The sequence below is a fragment of the Pseudomonas sp. LBUM1668 genome (assembly GCF_059695715.1).
Map to the genome: position 1 here is coordinate 2,107,885 of NZ_CP166787.1, position 21,087 is coordinate 2,128,971.

Annotated in this window: 14 protein-coding genes and 4 tRNA genes; 14 read left to right on the top strand and 4 right to left on the bottom strand. The window is 59.7% G+C overall.

All coding sequences use genetic code 11. The features are described from left to right. Window positions 1–203: 203 nt before the first annotated feature. Window positions 204–1,400 (bottom strand): amino acid aminotransferase, encoded by a 1,197-nt coding sequence (locus tag ACA061_RS09305; protein WP_497301241.1) that lies wholly within the window; start codon window positions 1,398–1,400, stop codon window positions 204–206. A gap of 336 nt (window positions 1,401–1,736) precedes the next feature. On the opposite strand from ACA061_RS09305, the gene uvrB reads away from it, so the two are divergent. From uvrB to ACA061_RS09370, 13 genes are all read left to right on the top strand, one after another. Then, entirely contained in the window at window positions 1,737–3,752 is a 2,016-nt protein-coding gene (uvrB, locus tag ACA061_RS09310; RefSeq protein WP_115147583.1) for an excinuclease ABC subunit UvrB, read from the top strand. A gap of 152 nt (window positions 3,753–3,904) precedes the next feature. Continuing rightward, window positions 3,905–5,386 carry a glutamate--tRNA ligase gene (gltX, locus tag ACA061_RS09315; RefSeq protein ID WP_497301242.1) on the top strand — a complete coding sequence of 494 codons (1,482 nt, stop codon included), beginning with the start codon at window positions 3,905–3,907 and terminating at the stop codon, window positions 5,384–5,386. 247 nt (window positions 5,387–5,633) lie between these two features. Beyond that, window positions 5,634–5,709 (top strand) — tRNA-Ala (locus ACA061_RS09320). A gap of 79 nt (window positions 5,710–5,788) precedes the next feature. Beyond that, window positions 5,789–5,864 (top strand) — tRNA-Glu (locus tag ACA061_RS09325). A gap of 53 nt (window positions 5,865–5,917) precedes the next feature. Continuing rightward, window positions 5,918–5,993 (top strand) — tRNA-Ala (locus tag ACA061_RS09330). 81 nt (window positions 5,994–6,074) lie between these two features. Next, a tRNA-Glu gene (locus ACA061_RS09335) sits at window positions 6,075–6,150 on the top strand. 182 nt (window positions 6,151–6,332) lie between these two features. Beyond that, window positions 6,333–6,872, top strand: a complete 540-nt coding sequence (locus tag ACA061_RS09340) for a TetR/AcrR family transcriptional regulator (protein ID WP_150594676.1) — start codon at window positions 6,333–6,335, stop codon at window positions 6,870–6,872. 30 nt (window positions 6,873–6,902) lie between these two features. Beyond that, entirely contained in the window at window positions 6,903–7,736 is an 834-nt protein-coding gene (locus ACA061_RS09345) for an alpha/beta fold hydrolase (protein ID WP_497301243.1), read from the top strand. Between the two features lie 47 nt (window positions 7,737–7,783). After that, entirely contained in the window at window positions 7,784–8,227 is a 444-nt protein-coding gene (locus ACA061_RS09350; RefSeq protein ID WP_210555590.1) for an acyl-CoA thioesterase, read from the top strand. A gap of 160 nt (window positions 8,228–8,387) precedes the next feature. Next, window positions 8,388–9,347 carry a tRNA dihydrouridine synthase gene (locus ACA061_RS09355; protein ID WP_210555591.1) on the top strand — a complete coding sequence of 320 codons (960 nt, stop codon included), beginning with the start codon at window positions 8,388–8,390 and terminating at the stop codon, window positions 9,345–9,347. Between the two features lie 121 nt (window positions 9,348–9,468). Further along, window positions 9,469–9,915: an Hsp20 family protein gene (locus tag ACA061_RS09360; protein ID WP_210701604.1), complete on the top strand. Its 447-nt coding sequence runs from the start codon at window positions 9,469–9,471 to the stop codon at window positions 9,913–9,915. A 182-nt stretch (window positions 9,916–10,097) separates the two neighbouring features. After that, on the top strand, window positions 10,098–10,793 hold the full coding sequence (locus ACA061_RS09365; RefSeq protein ID WP_497301245.1) for a DUF1266 domain-containing protein: 696 nt from the start codon (window positions 10,098–10,100) through the stop codon (window positions 10,791–10,793). Next, on the top strand, window positions 10,790–13,495 hold the full coding sequence (locus ACA061_RS09370) for a DUF805 domain-containing protein (RefSeq protein WP_497301246.1): 2,706 nt from the start codon (window positions 10,790–10,792) through the stop codon (window positions 13,493–13,495). The genes ACA061_RS09365 and ACA061_RS09370 overlap by 4 nt, the downstream gene beginning before the upstream one ends. Here the strand turns inward: ACA061_RS09370 and ACA061_RS09375 are convergent. From ACA061_RS09375 to ACA061_RS09385, 3 genes are all read right to left on the bottom strand, one after another. Continuing rightward, window positions 13,492–15,183: a molecular chaperone HscC gene (locus ACA061_RS09375; protein WP_150616667.1), complete on the bottom strand. Its 1,692-nt coding sequence runs from the start codon at window positions 15,181–15,183 to the stop codon at window positions 13,492–13,494. The genes ACA061_RS09370 and ACA061_RS09375 overlap by 4 nt on opposite strands. A gap of 86 nt (window positions 15,184–15,269) precedes the next feature. Then, the gene (locus tag ACA061_RS09380; RefSeq protein WP_150601432.1) at window positions 15,270–18,548 is read right to left on the bottom strand and encodes a sensor domain-containing protein; all 3,279 of its coding nucleotides are present in this window, start codon (window positions 18,546–18,548) and stop codon (window positions 15,270–15,272) included. A 69-nt stretch (window positions 18,549–18,617) separates the two neighbouring features. Further along, entirely contained in the window at window positions 18,618–19,508 is an 891-nt protein-coding gene (locus tag ACA061_RS09385; protein ID WP_047300450.1) for a LysR family transcriptional regulator, read from the bottom strand. Window positions 19,509–19,656: 148 nt separating this feature from the next. On the opposite strand from ACA061_RS09385, the gene leuC reads away from it, so the two are divergent. After that, window positions 19,657–21,087 (top strand): 3-isopropylmalate dehydratase large subunit, encoded by a 1,431-nt coding sequence (gene leuC / locus ACA061_RS09390; protein WP_150601433.1) that lies wholly within the window; start codon window positions 19,657–19,659, stop codon window positions 21,085–21,087.

Below are 21,087 nucleotides of genomic sequence, written 5' to 3' on the forward strand. Positions count from 1 at the left end.
AGGTGTTCACAAACCCTGTAGGAGTGAGCCTGCTCGCGATAGCGGTGTGTCAAGCAATGAAGCTGCAACTGACAAAGCGCTATCGCGAGCAGGCTCACTCCTACAGTTTGGATTTGTGTGCAGTTTAGAGGGTGTGGACTGTTTACCGGCACAAATAAAAACGGGAAGCCCGAAGGCTTCCCGTTTTTCATCACAATGCGAAATCAGATGACCTGAACAATCGCATCCGTTACAGCCTTGATGTTGCTCTGGTTCAGCGCAGCGACGCAGATACGGCCGGTGTCCAAGGCGTAGATGCCGAACTCGTTGCGCAGGCGATGAACCTGTTCAGTGGTCAGGCCGGAGTAGGAGAACATGCCACGCTGACGGCCGACGAAGCTGAAGTCGCGCTGCGGTGCTTTTTCTGCCAGCAGGCTGACCATTTGCTCGCGCATGCCGCGAATACGCAGGCGCATTTCCGCCAATTCCGCTTCCCACTGCGCGCGCAGTTCCGGGCTGTTCAACACGGCGGCGACGATGCTTGCACCGTGGGTCGGCGGGTTGGAGTAGTTGGTGCGGATCACGCGTTTGACCTGCGACAGCACGCGTGCGCTTTCTTCTTTCGACTCGCTGATGATCGACAGGGCGCCAACGCGCTCGCCGTACAGCGAGAACGACTTGGAGAACGAGCTCGAAACGAAGAACGTCAGGCCCGATTCTGCAAACAGGCGCACAGCCGCGGCGTCTTCGTCGATGCCGTCACCGAAGCCCTGATATGCCATGTCGAGGAACGGCACGTGACCTTTGGCCTTGACCACTTCCAGCACGTTGTTCCAGTCCGCCGGGGTCAGGTCGACACCGGTCGGGTTGTGGCAGCAGGCGTGCAGGATAACGATCGAGCCGTTCGGCAGGGCGTTGAGGTCTTCGAGCATGCCGGCACGGTTCACATCGTGGGTGGCGGCGTCGTAGTAACGGTAGTTCTGCACCGGGAAACCAGCAGTTTCGAACAGCGCGCGGTGGTTTTCCCAGCTCGGGTCGCTGATCGCCACAACAGCGTTCGGCAGCAGTTGTTTGAGGAAGTCGGCACCGATTTTCAGTGCGCCGGTCCCGCCGACGGCCTGAGTGGTGATAACGCGACCGGTGCTGATCAGCGGCGAGTCGTTACCGAACAGCAGCTTTTGCACGGCCTGGTCGTAGGCGGCGATGCCATCGATCGGCAGGTAACCGCGCGAAGCGTGTTGAGCGACGCGAATCGTTTCGGCTTCGATAACGGCGCGCAGAAGTGGAATTCGCCCCTCTTCGTTGCAGTAAACACCTACGCCCAGGTTGACCTTGGTGGTCCGGGTATCGGCGTTGAATGCTTCGTTGAGGCCCAGGATTGGATCGCGGGGTGCCATTTCGACAGCGGAGAACAGGCTCATTTTTGCGGCGGCTCTGAATGGGGAGTGGAGGGACGTGTCGCGCTCCAGCCGGATGCACTAGAGCGGTGCACAAACGGGGAGCTAGTATAGAGGCCATCACCGAGCAATGGCGACAGGCGATTCGGCTTTTAGGGTAAGTTTTTCCGATTATTTCTTGACCGTTAGTCGATTGAGCGTGTCAGAGTTTTTACCGGATGTAGGACGTTTGCCTTGAAAGCCAAGGCAATCGCCACCACATTCAGCACAATCCAGCTTTTTCTTGCGCGACATCGGTCGTTTGCGGTCGTCCCCGTGGTGTTCCGCTTTGCTCGGAACCCCGCGATCCCAGAGGTGTGTATGTCCGAATTCCAGCTAGTCACCCGCTTTGAGCCCGCCGGCGATCAGCCGGAAGCCATCCGCCAGTTGGTTGAGGGCATCGAGGCCGGGTTGGCGCACCAGACGCTGCTCGGTGTGACCGGCTCGGGCAAGACCTTCAGCATCGCCAATGTCATCGCGCAAATTCAGCGCCCGACTCTGGTGCTGGCGCCGAACAAAACCCTGGCCGCGCAGTTGTACGGTGAGTTCAAGGCGTTCTTCCCGAACAACTCGGTCGAGTATTTTGTTTCCTACTACGACTACTACCAGCCCGAAGCGTATGTGCCGTCGTCCGACACCTTCATCGAGAAGGATGCGTCGATCAACGACCACATTGAACAGATGCGCCTTTCCGCGACCAAAGCGCTGCTGGAGCGCAAGGACTCGATCATCGTTACCACGGTGTCGTGCATCTATGGTCTGGGTAGCCCGGAAACCTATTTGAAGATGGTGTTGCACGTCGATCGCGGCGACAAACTCGATCAGCGTGCGCTGCTGCGACGTCTGGCCGACCTGCAATACACCCGCAATGACATGGATTTTGCCCGCGCGACCTTTCGCGTACGCGGCGATGTGATCGACATCTACCCGGCGGAATCGGATCTTGAGGCTATCCGCATCGAATTGTTCGATGACGAGGTCGAAAGTATTTCCGCGTTCGATCCGCTGACCGGCGAAGTCATCCGCAAGATGCCGCGCTTCACTTTTTACCCGAAAAGCCACTACGTGACGCCACGCGAAACCCTGCTTGGCGCCATCGAGGGGATCAAGGTCGAGTTGCAGGAACGTCTCGAATACTTGCGCAGCAACAACAAACTGGTGGAAGCCCAGCGTCTGGAGCAGCGCACCCGTTTCGATCTGGAGATGATTCTCGAACTGGGCTACTGCAACGGCATCGAAAACTACTCGCGCTATCTCTCGGGTCGCGACTCCGGTCAGGCGCCGCCGACCTTGTTCGACTACCTGCCGGCCGACGCCTTGCTGGTGATCGACGAATCCCACGTCAGCGTGCCGCAGGTCGGCGCGATGTATAAAGGTGACCGCTCGCGTAAGGAAACCTTGGTGGAGTACGGTTTTCGGCTGCCGTCGGCGCTGGATAACCGGCCTATGCGTTTCGACGAATTCGAAGGCATCAGCCCGCAAACGATTTTTGTCTCGGCCACGCCGGGCAATTACGAGGCGGAACACGCCGGTCGCGTTGTCGAGCAACTGGTGCGTCCGACCGGCCTGGTGGATCCGCAAATCGAAATCCGTCCGGCGTTGACTCAGGTTGATGATCTGCTCTCGGAAATCACCAAGCGTGTGGCGCTGGAAGAACGGGTGTTGGTCACCACGCTGACCAAGCGCATGTCGGAGGATTTGACCGATTACCTCGCCGATCACGGCGTGCGCGTACGTTATCTGCACTCGGATATCGACACCGTCGAGCGGGTTGAAATCATCCGCGATCTGCGCCTCGGCACCTTTGATGTACTGGTCGGGATCAACCTGTTGCGTGAAGGCCTGGACATGCCGGAAGTGTCGCTGGTAGCGATCCTCGATGCCGACAAGGAAGGCTTCCTGCGCTCTGAGCGCTCGCTGATCCAGACCATCGGCCGTGCGGCGCGTAATCTCAATGGCCGGGCGATTCTCTACGCCGATCGCATTACCGGTTCGATGGAGCGCGCGATTGGCGAAACCGAACGCCGTCGCGACAAGCAGATCGCTTTCAACCTGGCCAATGGCATCACGCCTAAAGGCGTATTCAAGGACGTTGCCGACATCATGGAAGGCGCCACGGTGCCCGGCTCGCGCAGTAAGAAGCGCAAGGGTATGGCCAAGGCAGCCGAAGAGAACGCCAAGTACGAGGCCGAATTGCGCTCGCCAAGCGAGATCACCAAGCGGATTCGGGCGCTGGAAGAGAAGATGTATCAGCTTGCCCGGGACCTGGAGTTTGAAGCAGCGGCGCAGATGCGTGATGAAATTGCCAAGCTGCGCGAGCGTCTTCTGGCTGTTTGATCGTGCGGTGAATTATCCGGCCTCATCGCGGCCAGCGGGCCTGACAGACACAAACCTGGCTTAAATGCCGTGCCCGCTGGAGCGGGGCGGGTGTCGCCTGTTACCATTCGCCGCTTATTGATCTTTGCTTTTCATTCTTTTCGAGACATGCCATGACCACCGTCCGCACTCGCATCGCGCCATCGCCTACCGGCGATCCCCATGTAGGTACCGCTTACATCGCATTGTTCAACTACTGCTTTGCCAAGCAGCATGGCGGTGAGTTCATCCTGCGGATCGAAGACACCGATCAGTTGCGTTCGACGCGCGAGTCCGAACAGCAGATCTTCGATGCCCTGCGCTGGCTCGGCATCGAGTGGAGCGAAGGCCCGGACGTCGGCGGCCCGCACGGCCCGTATCGTCAGAGCGAGCGTGGCGATATCTACCAGAAATATTGCCAGCAACTGGTTGAGCTGGGTCACGCTTTCCCGTGCTTCTGCACGGCAGAGGAGCTGGACCAGATGCGCGCCGAGCAACAGGCGCGTGGCGAAACTCCACGTTACGACGGCCGCGCGCTGCTGCTGTCCAAGGAAGAAGTCGCTTCTCGTCTGGCCGCTGGCGAGCCCCACGTGATCCGCATGAAAGTGCCGAGCGAAGGCGTCTGCGTGGTGCCGGACATGCTGCGTGGTGATGTCGAGATCCCGTGGGACCGCATGGACATGCAGGTGCTGATGAAAACCGACGGCCTGCCGACGTACTTCCTCGCCAACGTGGTCGACGATCACTTGATGGGCATCACCCACGTACTGCGCGGCGAAGAATGGCTGCCGTCGGCGCCAAAACTGATCCTGCTTTACGAGTACTTCGGCTGGGAACAACCGGAGCTGTGCTACATGCCGCTGCTGCGTAACCCGGACAAGAGCAAGCTGTCCAAGCGCAAGAACCCGACCTCGGTGACTTTCTACGAGCGCATGGGCTTCATGCCGGAAGCGATGCTCAACTACCTGGGCCGCATGGGCTGGTCGATGCCAGACGAGCGCGAGAAGTTCTCGCTGCAGGAAATGGTCGACAACTTCGACCTCAAGCGTGTGTCCCTCGGCGGGCCGATCTTCGACATCGAGAAACTGTCGTGGCTCAACGGCCAGTGGCTGCGTGATCTGCCGGTGGAAGAGTTCGCCAGCCGCTTGCAGACCTGGGCGCTGAACCCGGAATACATGATGAAGATCGCGCCGCTGGTTCAGGGTCGCGTAGAAACCTTCAGTCAGGTTGCACCGCTGGGCGGGTTCTTCTTCGCTGGCGGCGTGAATCCGGATGCCAAGCTGTTTGAATCGAAAAAGCTCTCGGGCGATCAGGTTCGGCAGTTGATGCAGTTGATTCTGTGGAAGCTGGAAAGCCTGCGTCAGTGGGAGAAGGACAGCATCACCGCGACGATTCAGGCCGTGGTTGAGTCGCTGGAGCTGAAACTGCGTGATGCGATGCCGTTGATGTTCGCGGCAATCACCGGCCAGGCGAGTTCGGTGTCGGTGCTCGATGCGATGGAAATCCTCGGGCCGGACCTGACCCGCTTCCGTCTGCGTCAGGCGATCGACCTGCTGGGCGGTGTGTCGAAGAAAGAAAACAAAGAGTGGGAAAAACTGCTGGGCGCTATCGCCTGATCCCCTGTAGGGGCTGCGGCACGCTGCAATCTTTTGACGTTGGTTTTTAAAAACAGGATCGAAAGATCGCAGCCTGCGGCAGCTCCTACAGTCTGCGTAGGTTGTAAACCTCCCGAATTTACGGGGGGAGGGCGGTAAGTGATTGTTATGTCGGCAAAAAACTTTGAAATATTTTAAAAATAAGTTTGACAGCCCTCGGAAGCGCCATTAAGATTCGCCCCGTCCTCAGCGATGACATCAACGATGAGGGGCTTTAGCTCAGCTGGGAGAGCGCCTGCATGGCATGCAGGAGGTCAGCGGTTCGATCCCGCTAAGCTCCACCAATTTACACTTCAAGGTCTGGCCACACCGGCCTTGAAGCGATCAACACTCAGCGTTGATCAGTTGTATAGAAGGGTTTGCGTCCCCTTCGTCTAGTGGCCTAGGACACCGCCCTTTCACGGCGGTAACAGGGGTTCGAGTCCCCTAGGGGACGCCAGTTTTACAGAAGTGATGTTGCAAGATGTCACTCCGCCGCGAGGCGAAAAATCCGGGGCTTTAGCTCAGCTGGGAGAGCGCCTGCATGGCATGCAGGAGGTCAGCGGTTCGATCCCGCTAAGCTCCACCAATTTTACAAGTTCAAGGTCTGGCCACACCGGCCTTGAATCGATCAGATCTCAGCACTGATCAGTTGTATAGAAGGGTTTGTGTCCCCTTCGTCTAGTGGCCTAGGACACCGCCCTTTCACGGCGGTAACAGGGGTTCGAGTCCCCTAGGGGACGCCACGATTACCCGCTCTGCGGGATTTTATAAGGGTCATTCAATTATTGAATGGCCCTTTTGTTTGTCTGGCGTTTGGCCAACTCTCCTTTTTCCTTACACTGTGCTTCAGACCAGCGGTCATATCCTTGACTTGCAGAATATTATTATGCGAATAATATTCTAGTCGTAATATTCGGAGGCAACGATGAACGATAAAAAAGCTCAAACCCGCGAACGCATCCTCAAGGCTGCCAGCGCCGCACTGATCCAGCGCGGCCCGGCAGACCCTAGCGTGGGCGAAGTGATGGGTGCAGCCGGCCTGACCGTCGGTGGCTTCTATGCGCACTTCGAAAGCAAGGACGCGATGATGCTCGAAGCGTTCAAGCAGTTGCTGGGTCGGCGGCGCGACCTGATTGCCGACATGGACACCGAATTGACTGGCGAAGAACGCCGTGCGCTGGTCGCTGCGTTCTACCTGTCGCGCAAGCACCGCGATTCCAGCGAATCGGCCTGTCCGATTCCTGCCTCCATTGGCGAACTGGGCCGTTTGCCGGAGTCGTTCCGCATCGCGCTGAACGAACATCTGGAATTGATGATTGCGCAGTTGGCGTCCAGCCCTGAGGACACCGACAAAGCTTTGGCCGACGTGGCCTTGATGGTGGGTGGTCTGGCACTCGCAAGAGCGCTCGGCCCCGGAGACTTATCCGATCGATTGCTGCGCGCTGCCAAGTCGGCGGTGCGTTGACCTGAAGGCAGCACGCCTGAGGAGAGAGCGATGAACACGTTGAAGTGGGTTCGTGGCGTTAATGGCACCTTGGGCTGGATTGCACCGCAACGGGTGGCGAGCAAAATGCGCCTGGCGTTCATGACGCCGCGCACTCTGCCGCTGCGCGATTGGGAGTTGCCGCTGCTGGCCAATTCCGAACGGATCACTTTGCGCTTCGGCCTCTCCGCACTGCGCTGGGGGCACGGTCCGACGGTGTTGCTGATGCACGGTTGGGAAGGGCGACCCACTCAATTTGCTGCACTGATCACCGCACTGGTCGACGCTGGTTATACGGTGGTTGCACTCGACGGCCCGGCCCACGGTCGGTCGCCGGGGCGTGAGGCCAACGTTGTGTTGTTTGCCCGCGCCATGCTTGAAGCTGCTGCCGAACTGCCGCCCTTGCAAGCTGTTATCGGTCACTCCATGGGCGGCGCCAGTGCGATGCTCGCCGTGCAATTGGGCCTGCGTACCGAAACCCTCGTCAGCATCGCCGCCCCTGCTCGCATTCTTGGCGTGCTGCGCGGTTTTGCCCGCTACGTGGGAATGCCGCCCCGAGCGCGTTCCGCCTTCATTCGCCAGGTTGAGCAAGATGTCGGCATGCGTGCCGCCACCCTTGACGTCGCGCACTATCAACTGGATATGCCCGGGCTGATCGTGCATGCCGAGGACGACAATTTTGTCTCGGTCAAGGAATCGCAATTGATCCACGAATCCTGGTTCGACAGCCGCTTGTTGCGCCTCGAGAGCGGTGGTCATCAGCGCGTGCTGGCCGACCCTCGGGTGATTGATGGTGTGTTATCACTGCTGACCGGCCGCAGCCTTCAGGCGCGCCAATCGGCGTGAGCATCCGTTACACTGCCCCGGTTGAATAATCTGACCGGGAGTGGGGCATGGGCTGGGATCGGGCGACGCCGTTTACCATTGATCTGCAAGTGGGCGCCGAGGACATCGACGGGCTGGGGCACGCCAACAACGCGGTGTACGTGACCTGGCTCGAACGCTGCGCCTGGCGCCACTCGCAGCGTCTGGGGCTGGATCTGGTCGAGTACCGGCGGCTGGATCGCGCGATGGCCGTGGTGCGCCACGAGATCGATTACTTGGCGGCGGCCTATGAAGGCGACGAGCTGCAATTGGCGACCTGGATCGTCGATTGGGATCAACGCCTGAAAATGACCCGGCATTTCCAGCTGATCCGCCCAAGCGACCAGACCACGCTGCTGCGCGCCCAGACCACATTCGTCTGCATCGAACTGTCCACCGGCAAGCCCAAGCGCATGCCGGCGGAGTTCATCGAAGGCTATGGCCCGGCGATCCAAACCCCAGAATCAGCGTAAATCCCTGTAGGAGCTGCCGAAGGCTGCGATCTTTTGATGTTGGTTTTTAAAGACAAGATCAAAAGATCGCAGCCTTCGGCAGCTCCTACAGGTGGTCGTGGGTTTAACCTGCGCAATCCAGTAAACTGCCGCACGTTTTTCCTCAAGTAGTGTTTTCCCCATGCAAATTGCTCTGGCGCCCATGGAGGGGTTGGTCGACGACATCCTTCGCGACGTGCTGACCCGTGTTGGCGGCATCGACTGGTGCGTGACCGAATTTATTCGCGTCAATGACCAGTTGCTCACCCCAGCCTACTTTCACAAGTTCGGCCCGGAACTGCTCAACGGTGCCCGCACCGCGTCCGGTGTGCCGTTGCGTGTTCAGCTGTTGGGTTCTGACCCGGTGTGTCTGGCGGAAAACGCTGCGTTGGCTTGCGAACTCGGCTCCGAAGTGATCGACCTCAACTTCGGCTGCCCGGCCAAAACAGTCAATAAATCCCGTGGCGGTGCGGTGCTGCTTAAAGAGCCCGAGTTGCTCAATCAGATCGTCGAGCACGTGCGTCGCGCCGTACCTGCGCACATTCCCGTCACGGCCAAGATGCGTCTGGGCTTCGACAGCCCGGATGGCTCGCTGGTCTGTGCCACGGCGCTGGCCGAAGGCGGTGCCGAGCACATCGTGGTTCACGCCCGGACCAAAATGGACGGTTACAAACCCCCTGCGCACTGGGAATGGATCCCGCGCGTGCAGGAAGTGGTCAAGGTGCCGGTGTTCGCCAACGGTGATATCTGGAGCGTCGAGGACTGGCGTCGTTGCCGCGAAATCAGCGGCGTGGAAGACATCATGCTTGGTCGCGGCCTGGTTTCGAGGCCGGATCTGGCCAGGCAAATCGCCGCTGCACGCGCCGGTGAGGAAGTGGTCGAGATGACCTGGGCCGAGCTGCTGCCTCTGATCCAGGATTTCTGGCTGCAAGCCAAAGCGCAGATGACCGCGCGTCAATCGCCGGGCCGTTTGAAGCAGTGGCTGGCCATGTTGACGCGCAATTACCCTGAAGCGACCGAGCTGTTTACCGTGCTGCGCCGTGAGACGGAACCGGATCACGTCTCGCGTTTACTCGGTCTGCCGGTCGCCGAAGTGGCCTGAAAAAAATCTGCAAATACTCTCTTGAAATCAAATCAGCGGTCCCTATCTAAGGGTTACGCGATGCCGAATTCGGGTCGCGGAGATAAAAAACCTTGCTGATTGTTTTCAGGAGATTTGAACCATGAGTACTGCATTTTCCCTCGCGCCACTGTTCCGTTCCTCGGTGGGTTTCGACCGCTTCAACGACCTGTTCGAAACGGCCCTGCGCAACGAGCCCGGCAGCAGCTATCCACCCTACAACGTGGAAAAACACGGTGACGATCAATACCGCATCGTCGTAGCCGCGGCCGGTTTCCAGGAAGAAGACCTGGAGCTGCAAGTCGAGAAGGGCGTGTTGACCATCAGTGGTGGCAAGCGTGATGCCAACGAAGGCGTGACGTTCCTGCATCAGGGCATTGCCCAGCGTGCTTTCAAGCTGTCCTTCCGTCTGGCCGATCACATCGAGATCAAGGCTGCCGATCTGAGCAACGGTCTGCTGAGCATCGACCTGTTGCGGGTGATCCCGGAAGAAGCGAAGGCCAAACGCATCCCGATCAACGGGACGCAAAAACCGGTTCTGCAGCACTGATTCACGCGCAGACACACAAGCGTCTGAACAAGCGTTGAGCCGCTGAACGAAGGCCCCGATACGTCGGGGCCTTTTTTGTGTGCGCTGAAAACCGGCTTTGCCGCCCGGCGGCGGTTTCTCTACAATCCGCCGCAGTTTTGCCGACCTCCTATTACTCACTCGGTCGGCCTGGAGCCTTTTTCATGGATGAGATTCAACAGCGTTGGCTGTGTGCCCTGTCTGCACCGATGGCGGCGCTCAATCCTGGAGCCGGGTACGACGATCCGGCTTTCTGCGACGACAACTACATCGATCTTAAAGACAGCTGGGGCATCGACAACCGGCAGCAGTTGTTCGACATGATCGAGCGTATGGCCGATGACGGCCACGCCACGCACCTCGAAGCGGCTTATCGGGCGTGGCAGCGTTGTCTGCCGGGTGAGTGGCAGGCATTGCTTGAGCGCCTCGAATCGCGAGAGCGCATCCTGCATGAGTTTGCCAGTCGCACGTTTGGCAGTTGCGGGCCGGGTGGGATCTTGTCCTGGGACTACGGGCGGATGGGGTTTCTCTTGCGTTGCGCCGTGCGCAACCAGTGGATCGATCTGGTAGAAAGCAATTGGTTGCATGGTCGTCTGGCCGTCAGAGCGCAATACCATTACGGCAGCTGGATGGCTTACTTCAATGGCTTCCTTGTCGGCCGTTCCTTCTGGTGTTGCTTAAGTAAAAGTGACGATGAGCTGGCGTTTGAACTGGATCGACAAGGGCAGAGTTCGCATAACCTGCTGATTGCCCGTGGGCTCGACCGGAACATCCCGCAGTTCCTCGCGGACTTGCCTTGGCAGATGGCGCTTGATCTGTCGCAACGTCCCGAATCGCTCAAGGAGTTCGACTGGTCATGAGTTGCTGGATCCGCTTGGGCATCGAGCCCACCACCGACGAAACCCTCATTCGCAACGCCTACCGCACACGCCTGCCGGAACATCACCCGGAGACCGATCCCGAAGGTTTTCAGGCGCTGCGCATGGCCTACGAAAAAGCGCTGCGTCTGGCGCGCGAAGGCGATGAAGAAGAACCAGAAGAATTCGAGGAATACGCAGAGCCGGAACAGACAATCATCGAGGTGCCGCAGGCCTTCGTCGATTTCTGCGAGTTGCTTGACGATCCTCTACGGCGCTTCGACTTTGCAGCGTGGCAGGCGTTTATCCGAGGGCTGGATCAACTGCCGCTCGAGTCTCTCGATGACCTCAGTTGGGGCTTGTACCATCGGCTGGCTGACGCCGGGCCGCTGTCCTATCGTTGCGCGAACCTGTTGGCCGAGCGCATGGCCTGGGACCAGCAGTTGCTGGATCTGTCGTTCGACGACGCAGAGCGTGTCGAAGCATTTCTGCAACGGATCAAGGCGGGTGATCCGTTCGATACGGATCTGATGAGCGCCTGGTCAGAAGCCGCGCAGACCGAATCCCTGTGGTACGCGCGCAGTCTGGATTTCATCTTCTCTCAGCGTCCGCTCCATGAGTTCGCCGACTTTGCCAGTCGGCACACCTGCCTGCCGTTGCCGAACGATGAAATGTACATCAAGCGGTTAGTGACGCAGTTCACTCAGGCGGGCATGGGTGGTGCAGGGTGGCTGCAGTGTTGCGAAGAGCAGCAGGGCAAACATCCTGAGGATGTCGATTGGCTCTACCTGCTCGCCTGCCAAAGCACTCTACTGGGCCTGGACGATCAGGCGTGGCCGTGCTGGATCCGGCTCTGGCAGGAGCATCGTCATCCGAAGGCTGAAAGCCACTTGATGGCAATGTGCGCAGAACGTCAGCCTGACTTTCTGCCTCTGCTGATTCAGGCATTTGATCGAGCGCAGGTTTTCAGTGGCTGGTCCCGCGAGCTCGACCATGTCAGTCAGCAATATGGCAGCCCTTCACAAAGACCGGAAACCCTGGCGCGATGGCTGGGGATTGGCGGCCTCGAACTTCAGGGCCTGGCCAAGGCCTTCGTCGACTGGCGCATGGCCGACGATGAACTGCCGTTGCTGGCACTGTTGCTTGGCAACCATGACGACCCAAGGTTGCAGCGCCTCTATCGACATGCCTGGGCACTGCATCGCGGTGACGTGCCGCTGTTACAGCAAATGCTCGACGAACCGTTTTCGGTGGATGCCCTTGAGGCGTTGGTGCTGAGCGGATTCAAGCAACAGGCCGAGCAGCATGTGCGTTGGTTGACGCAAGCACCGATCCCGTTGGCGATGAGTGCCTACACCGATGCGAACGCGGTTTTGCCACAACTGCCCGAAGCCCTGAAAGAAGGTTTTGCGCACAGCCTCTGCCGACTCTGGTTACGCAGATTGCGTCCTTACAGTCGCACCGCGCTTGAGCGCATTGCCGAAGATTTCAAACTGAACGATGCGCGCGCCACCCTCGATTTGTCAGAGCTGGCGCTGCTGCTGCAACTGAGTCAGGGCGATGTAGAGTTGCCGTCGCCGGGGGCGGCTGAGGCGCTGTGGCAATGGCACGCTCAAACGCTGTTTCTGTTGGTGTTGCTGGGGCAAGCCGAGCGTTGGTTGCCATTGATCGACGTGCGACTGCTGGAGCAACTGCCTTACAACCCGGCCCATCCGCTCAGCCGGTTGCAGCCGTTATTGCAACGCTTGTTGCGTGAGCAGGGTAACTGCGAGGGCTTGCTTGGCCTGCTGCAAACGGCGGACCCGGTGCATGCGCTGCTGGCCCGACAAATGTGCGGTGTGCAGGAAGCGCTCGCCAGCCTGCGACTGTTGAGCAACGACCGCCTGTTCGAATGCATGCGCAGCGATTTGAGTGCATTTGACGACGATCTGCTTGGGCGGATGCTGTTGACGGCCGTGCTCTATCACTGCGGATTGTTCGACGCCAAACAGCGGCGCTTCCTGCTCGACAGAATGACTGAAGTCGTCAATCCCCAGGATTGGTTCGACGGTTTCCGCCACAGTCTGATCAAAGGCGAGCCAACGCGCCCACCACGCGAGGCTCTGGAAGACGAAGGCGTTTACGACATCGATGGGTTTTACCTGGCGCTCGACGTGCTCAAGGACCTGGTGCTTTACGGCAATGCCGGCGTGCCGCGCCAGAAAACCCTGATGCGCCTGCAACGCGCCAAGGACGATACGCAGAACGGGCTCGGTTTACGGTTTGCCTTCAGCGCATTGCTGTCGTGGTCGGAGCGCTTGTTGTTGGCCAAGGCCGACACACGTCCAGTTGCCGCCACGGCGTTCTGGCGTCTGGGCACACGGCTGGGGCGTGAGGCATTTATCGGGCAAGTGATCGGTATCGTGTTGCTGACGCCGCTGCTGGCATTGTTCAGCGGCTCAATGACTTCGGCCTTCGTTGTGTTGGCCGTGGCGCTGCTGCTGTTGCTCAGCGCCATGCTGCGGCGCCTGCACGACATGGGCCGCGGCGTCGCGACCTTTCTGGTGCTCGCGGGGCTGACACCGGTTTTGCCGTTTCTGCCGCTGGTGCTGTTCGGTTTTCCTGGCGAGAAGCTGCCCAATCGCTACGGCGTGCCACCGGAAAGTTTCCGTGAGGATCCTTTGTCCGGTGGGTTGCAGGCAGCGTTGCGCCGGCTCATTGGCTAGAGGCGCAACTCATCCAGCGCGCTGTTGAGCTGTGAGCGGTGGCTGGCGATCTCTGACGATTGCTGGCCGCCGAGCACGGTGGTGAAGCTGTGCAGCCATTCGGCAATGCGCTCGCGTTCCGTCCCCAGGCTCTGCATCCATGCGCGCTCCAGGCGTGCCAGCAGCGTGCGGTTGGGTAATGCATCGCGCGGGTGAACCTTGAGCGCGGCGAGCCGCTCATGACTGTTTTGTCGGGCTTGTTCATCAAGTCCGGTGGGGCTGCGGTCGATGCTGTGACTGTACCGTGCACCTGTTTCCAGCAGGGTGACGTCAACTTCGAGCAAGCCATTGATGTCGTAGCTGAAACGCACATCCAGTTGCTGGATGTGCTCGGTGGGCATCAGCGTGACATCGAAAGCGTCGATAAGAATGTTGTCGCGTACCCATGGACGTTCGCCCTGATACACCGCAATGCGGATTTTTTCCTGCCGCGGATGCGTCGTGTAATAGCGCTCCACCCGGGACGTTGGAATGATGGTGTTGCGCTCGATGATGGGCGAGAAGGCGCCTTCGATCCCCTTGCCGCGCATGGTCTCGATACCCAATGTGTAAGGGCAGACGTCCGTCAGGATCAGCTCTTCCACCGCACCGTCGCGCGCCTTGCACGCCGCTTGCGTCGCCGCGCCGAGCGCGACAATGGTGTCGGGATCCAGATGACGATAAGGCAGGCGCCCGAACAGCGTGGCGACCATCTGCTGCACCGCCGGCATTCGCGTGGCACCGCCTACCAATACCAGGCTGTCGAGATCACGCGGTTTGAGCCGGGCATCGCGCAGGGCTTGTTCGATCGGTGCGCGCAAACGGCCGAGCAGTGGCTCCCAGATCTTCACCGCAGCGGCTTCATCCAGCGACCATTCAAATGTCTTGTCGGCGTGGCGCCAGCTCAAATGCTGCGTGCCTTCACCGAGTTTGCACTTGAGCTGCTCCAGCGCGTCACCGAGGCTGGCCATGCCTTGCGCATCGACCATTGACGGGGTCAATTGCCAGGCCTTGAGGCAGGCCTGCAACAGCGCGGCGGTGAAGTCTTCGCCGCCGAGGAAGTTGTCGCCGGTGGACGCATGCACTTCGATCAGCGGCAGCGCATATTCCAGCACCGTGACATCGAAGGTGCCGCCGCCCAGATCGAAAATCAGCGTGCGTTCGAACTTCTGCTCATGCAGCCCATAGGCCATGGCGGCAGCGGTCGGCTCGTTGATCAGGCGCGTCACGGACAAACCAGCCAGCTCGGCGGCAAACAGCGTGCGTTTGCGTTGTTCGTCACTGAAATACGCCGGTACGGAAATCACTGCCTCGGATACCGGGTGGCCGAGAAAGGCTTCGGCGTCCTGCTTGAGTGAGCCGAGCACCAGTGCCGACAATTCTTCGGGGCTGAATTGACGACTGCCGAGTTCAATCTGCTTGTCGCTGCCCATGAAACGCTTGAAAGCAGCGGCGCTGCGTTCCGGGTGCGTAGTCAGTCGGGCGCGCGCGGCTTTGCCGACCAGAATCGTGTCGTCTTCATCGAGGCTGACCACCGACGGCGTCAGCACGTCGCCGAGGGCGTTGGGAATCAACCGGGCCTGACCGTCCTGCCAGACGGCGATAAGACTGTTGGTGGTGCCAAGGTCGATGCCCAGCAGGGCCGGGCGGGGGAGGGTTGCATCCTGCATGATTGATCTCGAAACGGCGCAAAAAACGCGACCCTACAGGTTGCCGCCAACACTGGCAATTGTTGGCCTGGTGCAAGCTGAGCGCGTTATGCCAGCAGCTTTTTCAAGCCCTCCAGCGGCAATGGCCGACTGTGCAGATAACCCTGATACAAATGGCAACCCAAGCCCTGCAAAAACGCAAGCTGCTCCGGGGTTTCCACGCCTTCGGCAATCACTTCGAGTTCCAGGCTGCGGGCCATGGCAACGATGGCGCGGATGATCTCTGCGTCGTTCGGGTCAGTGGTCGCATCGCGGATGAACGACTGGTCGATTTTCAACGTATCAACCGGCAAACGCTTGAGGTAAGTCAGCGATGAATAACCGGTACCAAAGTCGTCCATGGCGAAACTCACACCGAGCTTTTTCAGGCGGCGCATCTTGCTGATGGTGTCCTCCAGGTTCTGGATGACGATGCCTTCGGTGATCTCCAGTTTCAGCAGCGAGCACGGCAGGCCGTGGCTGACCATGCTGTGTTCGATACGCTCGACGAAGTCGTTCTGGCGAAACTGTCGCGGGCTGATGTTGACGCACAAGCTGAAATTGAGCGGGTCGACCAGTTTCAGGGCGATCAGTTGTTTGAACGCCGCACAGGCTTCATCGAGTATCCAGGTGCCGACTTCCAGAATCAGACCGCTGTCTTCCAGAACCTTGATGAACTCGGTCGGTGACTGTGCGCCGAGTTTCGGGTGGTTCCAGCGCACCAGGGCTTCGGCGCCGATGATGCGGTTGTCCTGCGCGTCGATTTGCGGCTGGAAATGCACCCTGAATTCGCCGCGCGACAGCGCCAGGCGCAAGTCGGTCTCCATGCGCAGGCGTTCGCTGGCCGCTTTCTGCATGGTGTTGTGATACATCTGCGTGGTGTTGCGCCCGGAATCCTTGGCTCGGTAAAGGGCAATGTCGGCACGCTTGAGCAGGTCGGTCGGGGTCGAGCCGTGATCGGGGATCAGCGCCACGCCAATGCTCGGTGTCACTTGCAGGCGCTGGCCGTCGAGGAACATCGGCTCCGACAGCAGTTCACGCAGGGTGTCGGCCAGTTCGCGTACCTGCAAGCTGACTTCATTGCGCGTGCCCTCCAGGCCGCTGAGCAACACCACGAATTCATCGCCGCCCAGGCGCGCCACCGTATCTTCCATGCGCACGCTGGCTTCGAGCCGCGCCGTGATGATCTTCAGCACGGTGTCACCGACCGGATGGCCGAGTGAATCATTGATGTGCTTGAAGTGATCGAGATCGAGAAACAGCAAGGCGCCGCGCAGGTTATGGCGTTTGAGCAGGGCGATCTGCTGGCTCAGCCGATCCATCAGCAACGCACGGTTGGGCAGGTTGGTCAGCGGATCGTGGTAAGCCAGATGACGGATTTGTGCTTCAGCGTTTTTCAACAGGCTGACGTCTCGGGCGGTCAGCAGCAGGCACGCCGTTTCATTCAGGGTGATCGGCTCCACCGAGACTTCCACCGTGAGGATTTCCCCGCGCTTGTTGCGCCCGAGCATTTCCTGATGGTGCACGCGGCCCTTGATCTGCAGTTCGGCGAGCAGGGCCGAACGCTGTTTTTCCTCGGCCCAGATACCGACCTGATGCACGGTTTTGCCCACCACTTCATCGGCGCGATAGCCGGTGAGGCGACAGAAGCCGTCGTTGACCTCCAGATAGCGGCCGGTGTCGCGCTCGGTGATGGTGATGGCGTCGGGGCTGGAGTGAAACGCCTTGGCGAACTTCTCTTCGCTGGCTTTCAGGGCCGCTTCCGAGCGTTGTTGCTGAGTGATATCGCGCAATGTGGTGACGATGCACGGTTGATCGCCGACGCTGATTTGCCGACTGGAAATCACGCAGGTTAACGACTGGCCGTCCTTGTGCTGGACGATGATCGCGACGTTGCTCAGGCCTTGTTCGCGGATCACCCGTTCGATGCGTTGCAGACTTTTCGCCGACGCGTCCCACAGGCCGATGTCTTCGGCGGTGCGGCCGATTACGTCGGTGGCGCTCCAGCCAAAGGTCTGGGTGAAACTGTTGTTGATTTCAATGAACTCGCCGCTGTCCTGACGGGTGACGCAGATCGGGTCGGGGCTGACCTGGAACAGCGTGGCGAATTTCTCTTCCGAGGCCACCAGACGTTGTTCGCGTTCGACCTGATCGGTGATGTCGAGCAAAGTGCCGGCCATGCGCAACGGCGCGCCGTTGTCGTCGCGATAGAGGCGGGCGCGGCTTTCCAGATAACGTGAGCTACCGTCGGGCAATTGCACGCGATACGTCAGTTGATAATTGCCCGCAGGGCCTTCGCGCAGACTGCGATAGGCGTCGCGCATGCTGTCGCGCTCCTCGCCGGGCACACCTTCGAAAAACTCGTCGAACGATTCATGGAAGGGTTTCGGGTCGAGTCCGTGCAATTGCGCGGCGCGCGCCGAGCCATAGAGCATGCCGCTGGGAATGTGCCAGTCCCAGGTGCCGAGCTGCGCCGAGTCCAGCGCCAGGTCGAGGCGTTCCTGACTGTCTTTCAAGGCGTGTTCCGCAGCTTTGCGCTCGGTGGTGTCGAGGAACGTGCTCAGCAGATAAGGCTGGCCTTCAAGTTCGACCTTTTGCGCGCTGAGGATGCCGTCATGGATCTGCCCGTTGCTGGCGCGAAACTGCACTTCCATGCTGATCAATTCGCCCTTGGCCTTGGTCTTCTTGACCAGTTCGCCGCGCTGCTCAGGGTGCACCCACAGGCCCAGTTCCAGAGTGGTGCGGCCAATCGCGCTTTGCACCGGCCAGCCGAACAGGCTTTCGAAATACTGGTTGGCTTCGCTGATCAGGCCGTCTTCCTGGCGGGTCAGCAGAACCATGTTCGGACACAGATGAAACAGTGTGGCGAAACGTTTCTCCGAGCTGCTCAGGGCTTGTTCGCGTTGCCGCTGGTGGGTGATTTCGCGAATCACCCCGATCATTCGGGGGCGGCCGTTTTTGTCTGGCAGCAGGCTGCCGTTGATCTCCAGCCAATGCAGGCTGCCGTCGGGCCAGCGGATGCGGTGATGCATCGCCTGTTCCAGCGGGGCGCCGGCAATCACCGCGTGGAAGGCACGGACGGTTTTCGCCCGGTCTTCGGGCGGCAGCAAATCCAGGTATTCGAGATCTGCCGGCAGCGGCTGGCGCGGATCGAAGCCGAACAATGCCTGCGTGCCCCGTGACCAACTGATCTGACCGCGCTCGATGTCCCAATACCAGGCGCCGAGCCGTGCGCCGTTGAGCGCTGCGAGCAATTGCGGCGCGCTCTCCCAGCTCTGCTCGGAATGTCGCGGGTCAATCGCTTGAATGCGCGGCATCGGCGGAATTCGGTCAACAGATTTCGGCATCGTTAACAGGCCTTGAGCGGGTGGTGGCATTTAGGCACAGAGACAGCGGCACTATAGGATTAGCACAAGTTAGCCCTGAGTCCCTGGCAGATCGATTTGTGCATCCAGCAAGGCCATAAACGCTCTTGCTGCATTCGATAGCGTCCGTTCGGTGTGCACGATATAGCCTAGCTGGCGACTGAGCTGTATGCCCGGCAATGCGATGCTTGCCACCTGTTCATCAAGCATGGTGCGCGGAAGTACGCTCCACGCCAGGCCGATGGAGACCATCATCTTGATGGTTTCCAGATAGTTGGTGCTCATCGCGATGTTCGGCGTCAGCCCTTGGGCCTCGAACAAACGTTGGACAATATGGTGTGTGAATGTGTTGCCGCCGGGGAAAACCGCCGGATGGCCGGCAATGTCCGCCAGACTGACGGCGCCGTTGCTGATCAGCGAATGCTCCGGGGCGACCACAAAATCCAGCGGGTCATCCCACACCGGCGTGGCTTTGACCAGCGTGTGCGGCTCGGGGGCTAGAGTGATAACCGCCAGTTCCGCGCGGCCGTGGAGTATTTCTTCGTAGGCCACTTCCGAATCGAGAAACTGAATATCCAGCGCGACCTGTGGGTAGCAGCGGGTGAACTCCCTTAATAGCGGCGGCAAGCGGTGCAGGCCAATGTGATGACTGGTGGCCAATGTGAGGCGGCCGCTGACTTCGCCGGTCAGGTTGGTCAGTGCGCGGCGGGTGTCGTCCAGCACATTGAGAATCTGATAAGCGCGCGGCAGCAGGGCGCGGCCGGCCTCGGTCAGGCCGACTTCGCGACCCAGTCGATCGAACAGGCGCACCTTGAGTTGCTGCTCCAGACCGGCGATACGCTTGCTGATGGCCGGTTGCGTCAGGTGCAGCCGCTCACCGGCGCCGGAGAAACTGCCGGTCTCGGCGATGGCGATAAAAGCATTGAGGTTAGCCAGATCCATGGTGGTATTCCAGTTGGTTATCCAAAGCATAAAAAATATGAATTTGAGTTATTTAATCTAACCCCATAGGATCGACCTCACAAGCCAAAGGGTTATTGAATCTCTCAAATACCCAGGGCATAGAAACAAGCTGATGAGGAACCGTCTGATGGCCGGCAAAACGCTCTACGACAAGCTCTGGGATTCGCATTTGGTCAAGCAGCGCGACGATGGCTCTGCGCTGATCTACATCGATCGTCACATCATTCACGAAGTGACTTCGCCGCAAGCCTTTGAAGGTCTGCGTCTGGCCGGGCGCAAGCCTTGGCGCATCGATGCCAACATTGCGACCCCGGACCACAACGTACCGACGACCCCGGAGCGCAAGGGTGGCATCGAAGCCATTGCCGACCAGGTCTCGCGTTTGCAGGTCCAGACCCTCGATGACAACTGTGATGAATACGGCATCGTCGAGTTCAAGATGAACGACGTCCGCCAAGGCATCGTCCACGTGATCAGCCCGGAGCAGGGCGCGACCTTGCCGGGCATGACCGTGGTCTGCGGTGACTCGCACACCTCGACCCACGGCGCGTTCGGCGCGTTGGCTCACGGTATCGGCACTTCCGAGGTCGAGCACGTGCTGGCCACTCAGTGCCTGGTCGCCAAGAAAATGAAAAACATGCTGGTGTCCGTCGAAGGCCAATTGCCGTTCGGCGTGACCGCCAAGGACATCGTCCTCGCGGTGATCGGCAAGATCGGCACCGCCGGCGGTAACGGCCATGCCATCGAATTCGCCGGCAGCGCGATTCGCGATTTGTCCGTCGAAGGCCGCATGACCATCTGCAACATGTCCATCGAAGCCGGCGCCCGCGTGGGTTTGGTGGCGGCGGATCAAAAGACTGTCGATTACGTCAAGGGCCGTCCGTTCGCACCGAAAGGCGCCGAGTGGGAGATGGCGGTCGAGTCCTGGAAAGACCTGGTGTCCGACGCCGACGCCAAATTCGACACCGTGGTCGAACTCGACGCCTCGCAGATCAAGCCGCAAGTCAGCTGGGGCACTTCGCCGGAAATGGTCTTGGCCGTTGATCAGAACGTGCCGGACCCGGCTAAAGAGATGGATCTGGTCAAGCGCGACTCGATCGTCCGCGCCCTGAAATACATGGGTTTGACCGCCAATCAGGCGATCACCGACATTCAACTCGATCGCGTGTTCATCGGTTCCTGCACCAACTCGCGGATCGAAGATTTGCGCGCCGCCGCAGTGATTGCCAAGGGTCGCAAGGTGGCTTCGACCATCAAGCAAGCCATCGTCGTGCCGGGCTCGGGTCTGGTGAAGGCGCAGGCCGAGTCTGAAGGTCTGGACAAGATTTTCCTTGAGGCCGGTTTTGAATGGCGTGAGCCCGGTTGCTCGATGTGTCTGGCGATGAACCCGGATCGTTTGGAGTCCGGCGAGCATTGCGCCTCGACGTCCAACCGTAACTTCGAAGGCCGTCAGGGCGCCGGTGGCCGCACCCACCTCGTCAGCCCGGCCATGGCTGCTGCGGCGGCGGTGAACGGTCGTTTCATCGACGTTCGTGAATTGATTCAGGGAGCACAGTAA

What these genes read in the sequence shown, in the direction of transcription:
- ACA061_RS09305 (WP_497301241.1), bottom strand. Translation starts at nt 1,400, where the DNA reads ATGAGCCTGTTCTCCGCTGTCGAAATGGCACCCCGCGATCCAATCCTG.
- uvrB (WP_115147583.1), top strand. Translation starts at nt 1,737, where the DNA reads ATGTCCGAATTCCAGCTAGTCACCCGCTTTGAGCCCGCCGGCGATCAG.
- gltX (WP_497301242.1), top strand. Translation starts at nt 3,905, where the DNA reads ATGACCACCGTCCGCACTCGCATCGCGCCATCGCCTACCGGCGATCCC.
- ACA061_RS09340 (WP_150594676.1), top strand. Translation starts at nt 6,333, where the DNA reads ATGAACGATAAAAAAGCTCAAACCCGCGAACGCATCCTCAAGGCTGCC.
- ACA061_RS09345 (WP_497301243.1), top strand. Translation starts at nt 6,903, where the DNA reads ATGAACACGTTGAAGTGGGTTCGTGGCGTTAATGGCACCTTGGGCTGG.
- ACA061_RS09350 (WP_210555590.1), top strand. Translation starts at nt 7,784, where the DNA reads ATGGGCTGGGATCGGGCGACGCCGTTTACCATTGATCTGCAAGTGGGC.
- ACA061_RS09355 (WP_210555591.1), top strand. Translation starts at nt 8,388, where the DNA reads ATGCAAATTGCTCTGGCGCCCATGGAGGGGTTGGTCGACGACATCCTT.
- ACA061_RS09360 (WP_210701604.1), top strand. Translation starts at nt 9,469, where the DNA reads ATGAGTACTGCATTTTCCCTCGCGCCACTGTTCCGTTCCTCGGTGGGT.
- ACA061_RS09365 (WP_497301245.1), top strand. Translation starts at nt 10,098, where the DNA reads ATGGATGAGATTCAACAGCGTTGGCTGTGTGCCCTGTCTGCACCGATG.
- ACA061_RS09370 (WP_497301246.1), top strand. Translation starts at nt 10,790, where the DNA reads ATGAGTTGCTGGATCCGCTTGGGCATCGAGCCCACCACCGACGAAACC.
- ACA061_RS09375 (WP_150616667.1), bottom strand. Translation starts at nt 15,183, where the DNA reads ATGCAGGATGCAACCCTCCCCCGCCCGGCCCTGCTGGGCATCGACCTT.
- ACA061_RS09380 (WP_150601432.1), bottom strand. Translation starts at nt 18,548, where the DNA reads ATGCCGAAATCTGTTGACCGAATTCCGCCGATGCCGCGCATTCAAGCG.
- ACA061_RS09385 (WP_047300450.1), bottom strand. Translation starts at nt 19,508, where the DNA reads ATGGATCTGGCTAACCTCAATGCTTTTATCGCCATCGCCGAGACCGGC.
- leuC (WP_150601433.1), top strand. Translation starts at nt 19,657, where the DNA reads ATGGCCGGCAAAACGCTCTACGACAAGCTCTGGGATTCGCATTTGGTC.